The 12742-nt window shown below is 66.1% G+C and carries 10 protein-coding genes; 3 read left to right on the top strand and 7 right to left on the bottom strand.

All coding sequences use genetic code 11. The annotated features are described in order from the left end of the window. Window positions 1-92 precede the first annotated feature (92 nt). The gene (locus JQK88_RS22640) at window positions 93-1022 is read right to left on the bottom strand and encodes a LysR family transcriptional regulator (RefSeq protein WP_192248877.1); all 930 of its coding nucleotides are present in this window, start codon (window positions 1020-1022) and stop codon (window positions 93-95) included. A gap of 97 nt (window positions 1023-1119) precedes the next feature. Between JQK88_RS22640 and JQK88_RS22635 the strand changes: the two genes are divergently transcribed. Continuing rightward, on the top strand, window positions 1120-2130 hold the full coding sequence (locus tag JQK88_RS22635; RefSeq protein WP_192248880.1) for a zinc-dependent alcohol dehydrogenase family protein: 1011 nt from the start codon (window positions 1120-1122) through the stop codon (window positions 2128-2130). Window positions 2131-2194: 64 nt separating this feature from the next. Here the strand turns inward: JQK88_RS22635 and JQK88_RS22630 are convergent, their stop codons facing one another. Genes JQK88_RS22630 through JQK88_RS22620 form a run of 3 tightly spaced genes read right to left on the bottom strand, consistent with a single transcriptional unit; the run spans window position 2195 to window position 5981 of the window. After that, a complete protein-coding gene (locus tag JQK88_RS22630) occupies window positions 2195-4510 on the bottom strand; it encodes a xanthine dehydrogenase family protein molybdopterin-binding subunit (RefSeq protein ID WP_203279482.1) in 2316 nt (771 codons plus the stop codon). Next, the gene (locus JQK88_RS22625; protein ID WP_203279481.1) at window positions 4507-5490 is read right to left on the bottom strand and encodes an FAD binding domain-containing protein; all 984 of its coding nucleotides are present in this window, start codon (window positions 5488-5490) and stop codon (window positions 4507-4509) included. Before JQK88_RS22625 ends, JQK88_RS22630 begins: the two co-directional genes overlap by 4 nt. Beyond that, window positions 5487-5981 carry a (2Fe-2S)-binding protein gene (locus JQK88_RS22620; RefSeq protein ID WP_203279480.1) on the bottom strand — a complete coding sequence of 165 codons (495 nt, stop codon included), beginning with the start codon at window positions 5979-5981 and terminating at the stop codon, window positions 5487-5489. Before JQK88_RS22620 ends, JQK88_RS22625 begins: the two co-directional genes overlap by 4 nt. A gap of 421 nt (window positions 5982-6402) precedes the next feature. On the opposite strand from JQK88_RS22620, the gene JQK88_RS22615 reads away from it, so the two are divergent. Next, on the top strand, window positions 6403-7020 hold the full coding sequence (locus tag JQK88_RS22615; protein WP_246749985.1) for a TetR/AcrR family transcriptional regulator: 618 nt from the start codon (window positions 6403-6405) through the stop codon (window positions 7018-7020). 7 nt (window positions 7021-7027) lie between these two features. Here JQK88_RS22615 and JQK88_RS22610 read toward each other — a convergent pair whose 3' ends face one another. Further along, entirely contained in the window at window positions 7028-9118 is a 2091-nt protein-coding gene (locus JQK88_RS22610) for a bifunctional AfsR/SARP family transcriptional regulator/alpha/beta hydrolase (RefSeq protein WP_203279478.1), read from the bottom strand. Window positions 9119-9253: 135 nt separating this feature from the next. Here JQK88_RS22610 and JQK88_RS22605 point away from each other — a divergent pair, with 135 nt between their 5' ends. Further along, entirely contained in the window at window positions 9254-9565 is a 312-nt protein-coding gene (locus tag JQK88_RS22605) for a hypothetical protein (RefSeq protein WP_203279477.1), read from the top strand. A gap of 77 nt (window positions 9566-9642) precedes the next feature. Here the strand turns inward: JQK88_RS22605 and JQK88_RS22600 are convergent, their stop codons facing one another. Together JQK88_RS22600 and JQK88_RS22595 are read right to left on the bottom strand one after the other, a co-directional pair. Continuing rightward, on the bottom strand, window positions 9643-9948 hold the full coding sequence (locus tag JQK88_RS22600; RefSeq protein ID WP_203279476.1) for a hypothetical protein: 306 nt from the start codon (window positions 9946-9948) through the stop codon (window positions 9643-9645). 12 nt (window positions 9949-9960) lie between these two features. Continuing rightward, window positions 9961-12510 carry a caspase family protein gene (locus tag JQK88_RS22595; RefSeq protein ID WP_203279475.1) on the bottom strand — a complete coding sequence of 850 codons (2550 nt, stop codon included), beginning with the start codon at window positions 12508-12510 and terminating at the stop codon, window positions 9961-9963. Window positions 12511-12742: the final 232 nt, after the last annotated feature.

Below are 12742 nucleotides of genomic sequence, written 5' to 3'. Positions count from 1 at the left end.
GAGGAAACCAAGCTGGAATGAAAGCCGCTTTCCTTCGCACCCACCTTATGGTCTGCCGGCCATCTCTCCGCAAAAGGGGAGACTGGCAAGCCTCACCGCCGCCAGGGCGGCTCCGGGGCGAAGCGCTTGCCGATCCAGTCGGCGAAGGCGCGCGTCTTGGCGGCTTGTCCTTTGGCTGAGGGCGTGACGACATAGATCGCGCCTTCGTCGGCCAGCGTCCAGTCTTCCAGGATTGGCACCAGCCGTCCGTCGGCGAGTTCGCGGCCGACCAACCAGTCGGTGCTCATCATCAGGCCGACGCCTTGCACGGCGGCCTCGACCAGCACCTCGGCATCATCGGTGACCAACGGCCCGGAGACTTCGACGCGCACGCTCCGGCCCTCCCGGTCGGTCATCTCCCAGGCGGGAAAGGTCTGGAAACCGCTGAAGCCCAGGCAGGAATGTTCGAGCAGCGCCCGCGGTGTCTCCGGCCTGCCCCTTCGGGCGAGATATGAGGGGGCGGCGCAGAGCAGCCGCCGCCGCGTCGCCACCTTGCGCGCCACCAGGCGTGAATCCTCCAGCGCGCCGAGCCGCACGGCGACGTCGAAATTCTCGGCGACCAGATCGGCGAAACGGTTGGAGAATTCGGCCTCGATGCGGACATCGGGAAATTCGGCAAGGAACTGAGGCAGCAGCGGCCCGATCCACATGCGCCCGAACGTGCCGGGCAGCGCCAGCCTGAGCAGGCCGCGCGGGCCGCCGCCGGCATGCGCCGACGCGGCAGCCTCGGCCTCGTCCACGGAGGCGAGGATAGCGCGCACCCGCACCATGAATTCGGCGCCCGCTTCCGTCAGCGACACGCTGCGCGTCGTGCGATGGAGCAGCCTGACGCCCAGCCGCTCCTCCAGCGATTGCAGGCGCCGCGACAGGATGGTCGCGTCGCGCCCGACACGCGCCGCCGCCCTTGTGAAGGACCGCGCCTCGGCGATGGCCGCGAAGGCCGCCATTTCGGCAAGGGTTATCGGTTCATGAGATTGCTGCATAAGTCACATTATTGAAATGTAAAAGGCAAGGATTATCCAGACATATCGCAGCAGCTAGCTTCACTCAACCCATCAATCGTTCCACCGGAGTGAAACCATGAAAGCCATCGAACTGAGCCAGGCAAGGCTGGACGCCTTCCGCGCCGCCACCATTGCCACCCCCGAACCGCAGCGCGGTGAGGTGCTGATCCGCCAGCGTGCGGCGAGCCTCAACTTTGTCGATGTCGCGGTGGCGAGCGGCAATTATCCCGGACCGAGCTTTCCGCTCGTCCCCGTCGCCGACGGCGCCGGCGAGATCGTCTCACTGGGCGAGGGGGTTACGGGATTCGCCGTCGGCGATCGCGTTGTCGCCCATGCCAAGCCGCGCTGGATCGGTGGCCGGCCGCGGCCTTACGAGATGACGCAGATGCGCGGCATTTCGCTGCCGGGGTCGCTGGCCGAATATGTCGCGCTGCCGGCCAATTCGGTCGTGCCGGTGCCGGCGCATCTCTCCTTCGAGGCGGCGTCGACGCTGCCGATCGCCGGCACCACCGCCTGGAACGCCATCCGCGCCGCCGGTGTCGGGCCGGGCTCGGTCGTCGTGCTGCTCGGCACCGGCGGCGTCTCCATCTTCACCCTGCAGCTGGCGAAAGCCGCCGGCGCCACCGTCATCATCACTTCGTCGTCGGACGAGAAGCTGGAGCGGGCGAAGGCACTCGGCGCCGATCATCTCATCAACTACCGCGAGACGCCCGACTGGGACGGCAAGGTGCTGGAATTGACCGGCGGCCTCGGCGCCGACCTCGTCGTCGAGACCGCCGGCACCGCCACCTTCGCCCGCGCCGTCAACGCCACCGCGCCTGGCGGCACGTTGTTCACCATCGGTTTCGTCACCGGCGCCGAGGCTACGGTCAACCTGCTGCCGATCATCATCAAGGCGTTGAAGGTGGTGGGCAACAATACCGGATCGGTATCCGACCTTCGCGACGCCGCCTACGCCATCGCCGCCGCCCGCATCGATCCGGTCGTCGACAAGGTTTTTTCGCAGAACGAAGCGGTCGAAGCCTACGCACACATGGCCGCCGGCGGCCTGCACTTCGGCAAGCTGGTGTTCGGGTTGGAGTGGTAGGTAGGGGCCGACGCCGGAGATTGGCGAGGCGAGGGTGACGACGATCTCCCCCGCCATCGCTTCCCTAAATCAGCTTCTCCAGCGTGATCGGCAGGTCACGCACTCTTTTGCCCGTGGCGTGAAACACAGCATTGGCGATCGCCGGCGCTACGCCGACGATGGCGAGTTCGCCCACGCCCTTGCCGCCGAGCACCGAGGAATGCAGGTCGGGAATGCCGACCGAGATCACTTCGATATCGGGGATGTCGGCATTGGTCGGCACCAGATAGTCGGCAAGGTTGTTGTTGACGATGCGGCCATGCCTGCGGTCGACGATGCCTTCTTCGAGCAGCGCCTGGCCGATGCCCATGATGATGCCGCCCTTCCACTGGCTTTCGGCGAGTTTCGGGTTGTAGAGCCGGCCGGAATCCAGCGCCGACACCACGCGCGACACGCGCACCGTGCCGAAATCCTCGTCGACCCGCACCTCGATGAAATGCGCGCACCAGGAGTGGCGGGAATAGTCGCCCTCGGTGTGCGGCACCGACGTGGCGATGGTGGTGTAGTTCTTGTAGCGGTCCTCGGCGCTCGAATTGGCCGGCATGGTGTCGCCGGTGGCTTCGATGCGGTCGCGGCCGACGCTCGCCAGCAGTTCGGCAATCGAGACATCGGGACCATCGCCGCGCGGCGCGGTGATGCGGCCATTGGCGACGACCAGCGTGTTGGCCTGTAGCGCGTGGAAGGGTGAGCGCGGATCGCTGATCGCCAGCCCGACGAACTGGTCGAGCGCCGATGTCGCCGCCTTGTAGACCGCGCCGGTCATCACGCCGGCCAGCCGCGACCCGCCGGCGACGCCGGCGCGGGGAAAGCGCGAGTCGCCGAGCTTGACCACGACATCGTCGGCCGGCACGCCGACCGTCTCGGCCGCTGTCTGCGCCAGGATGGTGTAGGTGCCCTGGCCCATGTCGATCGAGGAGCTTTCGACCTCGACGGAGCCGTCGGCGAGAATGCGCACGATGGCCTCGCCATAGGCGCGCCGCACCGGATAGGTGCCGGCGGCGACGCCCCAGCCGATCAGCTGGTGGCCGTCGCGCATCGAACGCGGTTTGGGCGAGCGCTTCGACCAGCCGAAGCGTTCCGCACCGGCGGCAAAAGCCTCGCGCAACTGCCTTGTCGACCAGGCTTTTTTCGCCTCAGGATCCTGTTCGGCGTAGTTCCTGAGCCGGATCTCCAGCGGGTCGACGCCGACCTCATAGGCGAGCTCGTCGATGGCGCATTCGATGCCGAAGGCGCTGGGGTTTTCGCCAGGCGCCCGCTTGGCGCCGGGCACCACCGTGTTCACCCGCACAACATTCTGCTTCGAGGAGAAGTTGGGCGTGGCGTACATGATCGAGGTGACCGAAGCCAGCGGCTCGACCCACATGCCGTCGACCGCGGTCTCGTTGACGCCGCGATGCACGATCGACTGGATCTTGCCGTCACGGCCGGCGCCGATCGTCACCGTCTGGCGGGTCGCGGCGCGGCCGCCATAGGAGGTGAAGTTCTGCGGCCTTGTCAGCACCAGCTTCACCGGCCGTCCGAGCATTTTCGCCGAGGCCGCCGCCACCGCGCTGTGGGCGAGCGCCAGCGCCTTCGAGCCGAAGCCGCCGCCAATATAGGGCGAGACCAGCCGCACATTCTCGAACGGCACGCCGAACCATTCGGCATAGGTGCGCGCCATGCCGTCCAGCCACTGGCTGGGCTCCCAGATGGTGAGCTCTTCGCCCTGCCAGCGCGCGATCAGCCCATGCGGCTCCATCGCCGCCTGATATTCGCGCTGCGTATTGTAGGCGGCGCAGATGCGCACCGGTGCGGCGGCGAACGCCGCTTCGGCGTCGCCCCATTCCTTGGTCATGACATCGATCGGGATGCCGTCGCCGGCCTTGGCATCGCTGAGGTCGACGATGGCCGGCGTCTCGTCATAGCTGACCTCGACCAGGGCCGCCGCGGCGACCGCCTGCTCGAAGGTCTCGGCCACGACGGCGGCTATATGCTGGCCGGAATACGTGACAGTACGGGCGAGCGGTGAGTATGTCTTCTGCGTTGGCGGATTGCCCAGCCAGTCCGACGCGCCTTTGATCTCCATGATGGTGTCGGGCGTCAGCACCAGAAGCACGCCCGGCGCGGTCTCCGCGGCCCGTGTGTCGATCGCGCGCACCGTACCGGCGGCGATGGTGGCCTCGACCATCACCGCATGCGCCAGCCCGTCGAGCTGCTGCTCGAAGGCGTATTTGGCAGCACCGGTGATCTTGGCCGGGCCATCGACGCGCGACAGCCGTCCGCCGACCGCGCCGTCGGAGGCGTCGCCATGTCTCGAATCGGCATGTCTTGTATTGGCATGTCTGATGTTGTGAACGGTCATGCCGTCTCTCCCAGTTTGAGGATGGCGCGCGCGACCACGCGCGGCGCGAGCTCGATCTTGTAGTGGTTGGCGCCATGGTCGACGGCGCCTTCCATGGCGAGCCCGCTCGCCTTGCGCACGGTGTCTTCGTCCAGGACCTTGCCTTTCAGCGCCTCTTCCACGGCGCGCGCCCGCCACGGTTTTGTGGCGACGCCGCCGAGCGCGACGCGCAGGTCGCGGATGGTACGGCCATCGGCTTCCAGCTCCAGCCCGACCGCGGCACTTGCCGCGGCGAACTCGTAGGACTGGCGGTCACGCACCTTGAGATAGGTCGAGCGCCGCGCGGCGGCCGAGCCGGGGATCTCGATCGCGGTGATCATCTCGCCGGCGCGGATGTCATGTTCGCGCTCAGGCGTGTCGCCCGGCAGCAGGAAGAAATCGTCGACCTTGAGCACGCGCTGGCCGAGATGGACCGTCGCATCGAAGGCGACAAGCGCGGTGGCCAGGTCACCCGGATACATGGCGATGCAGGCCTGGCTGGTGCCGAGCACGGCGTGGCCCCGCGTCACGCCACCGATCGCCGAGCAGCCGCTGCCGGGCTCACGCTTGTTGCAGGCGGAAAAATTCGAGGGATCGCGGAAATAAGGGCAGCGCGTGCGCTGCATCAGATTGCCGCCGACGGTCGCCATGTTGCGCAGCTGCGCCGAGGCGGCCTGCCACAGTGCTTCCGAGACAGCGGGAAAATGGCTCTTGATCCCGGCATGGTCGGCGACATGGCTCATTTTCGCCAGCGCGCCGAGCGTGGCGCGGCCTGCATCGACGCTGATCGTGTCCAGCCCCTTGAGATGGGTGATGTCGACCACGGTCTCAGGCTGGGCGACGCCGCATTTGGCGAGGTCCACCAGCGTCGTGCCGCCAGCAAGCAGCATGGCGCCGGGAAGCGCCGTCGCCTTGCGCGCGGCCTCGATGCTGTCGGCGCGAACGTAGGAAAAATCCCTCATGATGCCACCTCCAGGGCCGCTTGGCGCACGGCGGCGACGATGTTCGGATAGGCGCCGCAGCGGCAGAGATTGCCGGCCATGTATTCGCGGATCTCGTCGTCCGAGCCGGCATGGCCCTCGCGGATGCAGGCCACCGCCGACATGATCTGTCCGGGCGTGCAGTAGCCGCATTGGAAGGCGTCCTGCTCGAGAAAGGCCGCCTGCACGGCGTCGAGCGTGCCGTCGGCTCCGGCGAGCCCCTCGATGGTGGTGATTTCGCGGCCTTCGACCTGCGCGGCCAGGGTCAGGCAGGCAAGCACGCGCTCGCCGTCGACATGCACAGTGCAAGCACCGCACTGGCCGTGGTCGCAGCCCTTCTTGGTGCCGGTCAGGTCGAGGCGATCACGCAGCGCGTCGAGCAGCGTGACGCGCGGCTCGACGTTGAGTGAGTGATCGCGGCCGTTGATGGTGAGGTGGATCGGGATGGTGATGGAGGTGGTTTGGTCGGTCATGAGGCGTCTGGCTCCAGTTGCTTGACGCTAGGGGATTGAAATGGGGCTTGGGTGAGGGAGGGCAAGGGTAGGCGTATTCTCCCCCCTCGAGGGGGAGATGGCCGCGAAGCGGCCAGAGGGGGTCGCCTCGCGTGGAGCGCTAACCTCATCTGCCGCAGGAGGTCGCGCCCGGTCGAACCGACCCCCTCTGTCGCCTTCGGCGACATCTCCCTCTCGAGGGGGGAGATTACGCTCTCAGGCGTCCCCGCCATTCTCCAGCGAGATGGGGAAACTCTGGTAGGCAAGTTCGAGGGACGTGACATACCGGCTCCCCTGATTATATGATAAGACTGCTCCACTAAAGCGGAGGCGCCTCCGTTTATTTAGTTGGGAGCTTACCCCTCGGGGTTCAAGACCCCATATGTCGACAGTGGAGAAAAAATTGGACGACCAGCAGACAGCCACCGCCCAAGGTGCGCGCGAAGCCACAGCGCCAAAGCCGCTGCGTGCCGACGCGCAGCGCAACCGCGACCGGCTGGTCGAGGTGGCGGCGACGGCTTTTGCCGAGCAGGGCGTCGATGCTTCGCTGGAGGAGATCGCGCGCCAGGCGGGTGTCGGCATCGGCACGCTCTACCGGCATTTTCCGACCCGCGAGCATCTGGTCGAGGTGGTCTATCGGCGCGAAGTCGAAGCACTCTGCGCGGCTGCCGACGACCTCGCCAGCCACCATCCGGCCGACATGGCGCTTGAACAGTGGATGCAGCGCTTCGTCGACTACATCGCCACCAAGCGCGGCCTGGCGGCCAGTCTGCGCATCCTGTTCAACACCAATTCCGCCGTGTTTTCCGACTTGTCGGGCCGGGTATCGCTGGCCTTGCGGCAGCTGGTCGAGGCGGCCGCGGCCGAAGGCTCGATCCGCGGCGACGTCGACGCTTCCGACGTGCTGCACGCGCTCGGCGGCATCTACTCGGCCCCCGACACCAAGGACTGGCGCGACCGCTCGCGCCGGCTGGTCAAGCTGCTGATGGACGGATTGCGCTTTGGGGCGGGGAAAAGGTGATCAGCGCTCAGGCCGAACCATCCACCGAATAGAACGGAAACGCGCCGGGCAGCTCGGCTGCCGCCATTTCGCCACGCTCATCGAAGCGTAGGCCGGACCCGACCACTAGATCGCGCACCGTGCGTGACGCGATGATTTCGCCCGGCTGCGCATGACCCAGCAGCCGCAACGACAGCTCGATCGCTGCGCCGGAAAATTGATAGCCGCGCTGCTCGCACTCGCCGATATGCACCGCCGAGCGGACCTCGACACCGGATCGCCGCAAGCGATCGCGAATGGCGATCGCGCACTGGATCGACCGTGTTGGCCGCTGGAACACCGCGAGCACCTTGCCGTCCGCTCGGCTGATCTCTCTGCCTTCGGCCGCGAGGAATTCACCATGGAGCGCCTCGGCGTGCCGCTCGGCCGGCTCGATGCCGAAAGGCGAGCCCGTCATATCGAGGGACAGCACCGACACCAGCAGCCGCTCGCCTGGAGCCGCCGGCAACGCGCTGGTGACGAAAGCCTGGATTTCGTCGACAAGGCGATCGGAATTCTCGCCCCAGATCACGTGGTCGCGGCCGGCGAGCTCGACGTATCTGGCGCCCTCGATATGCGTCGCCAGGTAACGTCCTTCTTCCCGCTTCACCCAGCCGTCGCCGGTCGTCTGCATGATCAGTGTCGGAACATGGATGGCAGGCAGAATGTCGCGAACATCGATTTCGGTTCCCCAGCGCCACAGCGCGATCGCGTCGGCGGGCGAGGCGGAATTCCTGAGATAGGCGGCGAACCATTCTGTCTCGAACGTGTCGCTCATCAGACTGGGCGCCGCGTTGCTCATATCCGCCGCCGCTCCCCATTCTCTCTCGACGATCGCCAGATCTTCTTCCACCTGCTCGCTTGTCTTCGCCCAGGGATAGTCTTTGGACCAGCTGCCGCGGGCGTAGGCCCCATTGAGCACGAGTGCCGCGGTGCGCTCGGGATAGGTCGCCGCGAACAGCATGCACATCGGGCCGCCCTCGGAAGTGCCCAACAGCACCGTGCGCTTCGAGCCGACCGCATCCAGCACTGCCCGCACATCTTCCATCCGCTCTTCCAGCGTCGGCAGACCGACATTGCGGTCCGAGAGCCCGGTGCCGCGCTTGTCCATGCGGATCAGGCGCGAGAAAGTGCCGAGCCGCCGGTGGACGTGCGAAAGCCGCGGCGAGGCCCAGGCATGGTCGAGGTTGGAGACCCATCCCGGAACATGGATCAGGTCGACCGGCCCGTCGCCGGTCACCTGATAAGCGATGTTGATCCCGGCCGATTTGACATAGTGGGTCGGGGGGCGCGCGGGTTGTTGGCTGAAGCCGGTGGCGTCATCCGAATCGGTCGTGGGTGGCCGTGCCTGCGCTATCGTGCGGCGTGTGCGCAGCGTCTCGAACAATTGCCGCGTCTCCGGCTCGGGCTGCAGCTTGAGATCGCGTTGAAGCGCAGTGCGGCAGTGCTCGTATTGCTTCAGCGCGAGATTGGTCCTGCCTTGCGCCGCATAGGCGCGCATCAGGGCACGGTGGACGTCCTCTCTCAGCGGCTCCATGGCCAGCAGACGCGTCGCCACGCGCACGCATGCGGCAGGATCGTTCGTCGCGGCATAATGCGCGACCAGCCTGTCGAGTGCCGCGACGGCCAAAGCCCGCAGCCGCTCGCGTTCGATCCTCAGCCAGTCCTCGAATGGCTCCGCCTTCAGGCCGAAGCCGTCGAGCAGGTCGCCACGGTAGACATTGAGCGCCAGTTCGAGGTCTTCGGGTGCCGGGCTGGCGACCAGCGCCTCGAACCGCGCGACATCGAAATCAAGGTCGTCGAGATGCAGAGCGACGCTGTCGCCGTCGGTAAGGAAGCGGCCGCCGCCGCATGCCTGCATGGCCTTCCTGACGGACGATACCGCTTGCCGCAGGCTCATTCGCGCCTGCGCCTCGCCGTTGATGCCCCAGAGCAGGGTCGCCAGCTTCTCGCGCGACTGCGAATGCCCCGACTGTAGTGCGAGATAGGCGACCATCGCACGCGCCTTGCGGCTGATGGCCGGAACCGCGGCCCCGGCAAAGTCGAAACCACCCAGCAGGTGAAGATAAGGTCCGGTCATCGGATCCCGCCACGGTCACAGCATGACGACGATCCGCTCAAGCTCACGCCATTTCAACAATTATTCCGTCGCCGAGGCGCTTTTCACGATTCCATCACGCTGATTCCCACGCGTTTCTCACGACGCTTGAGGAGATTGGCCGCACTGGATCTCTTTTCGCAGGAGGACACCGTGCATCACCCTGGCTCGACCGAATGGCCCATCTGGCATGACAACCCCGGGCGCGACTGGCAGGAGCTTGGCGCACCATCGCGTCACGACATTGCGCTGGCTCGCTATCTCGAAACGCAACAGGCCCATCGGGCATCGACGGCTCGCAGACACGATCGGGTGGCGGTCGTAGCCTCGGCACTGGCAGCGTTCGTCGGCCACGTTTTCCGCGCCGCGCTGCGCCGAATTATCCGCCGGCCAACCAATGCGATACGTGGATGGACGGCGTCGGCTTGACGCTGTCCAAGGCTCATGCGGAATTCAGCAAGACCCTTTGGGGCCGCCGAGCGCGCGCCGCCCTTTGGTTGACGATCTCATCCCCAGCCGCCGCCGCCACCGCCGCCGCCGCCGCCACCGCTGCCACCACCGCTGCCGCCGCCGAGAGCGGGAATAACCGGCGGCTTTTGGGGAGCCTCCTCGGCCGGCTTGATCACTTTGCCGGTAGTCGCCTTCTTGTATCGGACCACCTTCGGCTGGGGCGCTACGCGAACCACCTTGCGATGTTCCACCGGCGGCGCCGGCTCAAACATCGGCGACACCGAGGTGCAGCCCATGAGCCCGGCCAGAACGCCGGAGAAAATTGTCCCGATGAATGCCTGCTTGAATGCCTTGCCCACCATGGCCTCCATTGTTCAAAACAAGTCCCGACGCGGATTGGCTTCTTCCCAGACCCCCCGGGCCGCTTTGACCAGTTGCGTGTCCAGCGAACCGGACGGCAGGGTCTTCGACTTGAGCTCTTGACGCAGCGCGTCCAGGGCCGCCGTTTTTGGCTTCGTCCCGAACTGCGCCAGGCCCTTTTTGGCGTCCGGAAGCTCCTTGCGCAGGTCGAGCGCGACGGCGAAGGCGAGGAAACGCACCGCGACAGCCTGATCGGCCTTGTCGCCTTTCGCCATTTCGAGCGCCGCGCGATCATAGGCGCTGGACGGATCGCCGCGCGCGGTTGCCAGTTCGAACAGCCTTTGCGCTTCCGCCGGGTCCTGGCGCACGCCGACGCCATCCCTGTACATGCGGGCGAGACTGCCGGGAGCGTAGGGTTGGCCAAGATCGGTGGCCTGCTGGAACAACGCCTGCGCCGTCTTCGGATCCTTGTCGATGCCCTGGCCGGCGAGGTAATTGCGGCCGAGCAGGTTCATCGAATACATGTCCTGGCGCTGCACGCCCGCTTGCAGGAAGGCGACGGCGCGGGCCGGATCGGCAGGCACCCCATTGCGGCCCTCGGTGAAGATCGCGGCCAGATCGTTCATGGCATAGGTGTGCCCCATGGCCGCCGCCTTGAGCAGCAGGTCCAGGCCCTTGGCCGTATCGCGGTTGACGCCGTATCCATTGAACAAAGCGCGGCCCCACGAGGTCATTCCGTAGGGATCGCCCTTGTCGGCGGCAGCCTTGTAGAGAGCGTTGGCCTGGGTACGGTCGATGGGCGTTCCGGTCCCTGTTGCGTTGAGATAGCCGAGTTCGAAGACAGCGCGCACATGCCCCTTCTTGGCGGCGTCCTCGATCGCTGTCTTGGCCTCGGCGACCTTGCCGGCAGCTAGCAGCGCGCGGCCGAGCTCGTAGCGGAAGCGGGCGACATCGGGATAGGTTTTCACCGCGGCCTCGCAGGCCGCAACAGCACCGGCGCCGATCTCGTTCGGCAGCAGGCCGGGCACCACTCCTTGCAGGTCGAGAGGCTCGCCGGCGGCGGTATCGCAAGCGTCGACCGTCGGCGACAGCTTCATCGTCGCGGGCTTCGACGAATTGCTGTCGGCGCGGATTTCAAAACCCACCACGACCGGCGCTCCGGCGCCGATCTGCGGCTCGTAACGAAGGTGGTCGACTTCACCCGCCAACAGGCTCGATTGCGGCGACAGCGTCCGATCCGGCAGCGACAACGTCCCCGTTGCCGGATACCCCGAGACCTTCAGGCTGACGGCCGGATCGTCGGTCGGGAAATCCAGATTGAGCGCCACCGGTCCGACGCCGACGGGAATATCGAGTTTGCGGTTCTCGATCGCTTCGGCGGCACCGGTGATGTGGATGCCACGCTCCAGCACCTGCTGCTTCTGCTCGGCCTCGAGCGAAGCCATGATCTGCTGGCCGGCGGCGCCTTCGCCGCTCTTGACGCGGAACACCAATATTCCCTGGCTTCCGCCGCCCCAATTGTCGTGCGTGGCATAGGCCAGCATATCCACCTCGTCCTGCGTGGCGGCCCCCTTGGGGACATCCATCTGCAGGCGCGGCAGGTCCTTGCCTGCGATCGGTTCGCCCACCGCGACGTCCTTGCCGTCCAGCATAAGCCGGCCCATTGCCGGTGGCCTTTCGATGCTGACGCTGACAGCGCCGCCATCGACATCGAGCGGCTCCGGCAGGCCGAGAGCGACAGGGCCGACCCCCGACAGCACCACCTTCTCCAGCACTGGCGGCAGCGAGGGCCGGTTGCTGCGGCGTACCAGCACCACGTCGTCGATCAGCGAGGAATTTTCCCAAGGCACCTGCATGCCGTTGGTGGCCTGCACGACATCGCGGCGCACCGCCGACATGACCGTGCGGATCTCCTGGTTCGGCGCAAGCGCGCGGCGTGAAAATGCCGATGAAAACGGGCTGAGGTCGCCGCTGCCGTCATAGGCGACGGCGCCCGGTTCGGTGGCGAAGGCAATCAGCGTGTTGAGCGAGCTGCGCACCTGCGCCAGTCCGGTGTTGCCGGCGGTGACAAGCTGGTCACGCAGCCAGTAATTGTTGCGCGGGAAGGGGTTGTTGCGGCAGGCATCGAGGATGATCACCTGGATCTTCGACTTCGAGCGCAATTGCTCCAGCACATCGTTGAGCTTGATGGCCTGGACCTCGATGTCGGCGGCCTTTTTCAACGAGGCGTCGACCGGTATCAGGAAATTCTCGCCGCCGATCTGAAAGCCGTGCCCGGAATAGTAGACGACGGCGAGATCAGCGCCGTCGACGGCGGACAGGTAGTCCCGGAACTGGCCTTCGAATTGCTGCTTGGTGAGATTCTCGGCGACGAAAACCTCGAAGCCCGCGAGCCGGAACGTGGCCGACACGTCCTCGGCATCCTTGGCCGGGTTCTTGAGTGCCGGGATGTCACGATATTCGGAATTGCCGATGACGAGGGCGACCCTTCGATCGGCGCAGGCCTCAAAGGTCGTGAGGCTGACGAGGATGAAGGCCGCGATGAATCCGCAAAGTCGGAGCATGGCAAAACCCCTGGCCGCTGCTTGACGCCGACGAGAACACCGCTTGCGGCATCAAGGCCCGTTGATCGTATGCAACCTGCCACAGGATAAAGTGAAAGGCCCGTCACCGCCAGACCATGGCAGGCGATTTCTTTCGGCGCTGATTGACCGTGGTGGCAGTAGCACGCGCTTCAAGAGCGGGTATGTGACAAGTCTCACAGTCACATCAACGTGCTGAATGCGCCGTCCGACC

The organism is Mesorhizobium caraganae, assembly GCF_016836705.1.
Classification (GTDB): Bacteria; Pseudomonadota; Alphaproteobacteria; order Rhizobiales; family Rhizobiaceae; genus Mesorhizobium; species Mesorhizobium caraganae.
This window is presented reverse-complemented; position numbering and strand designations above follow the sequence as displayed.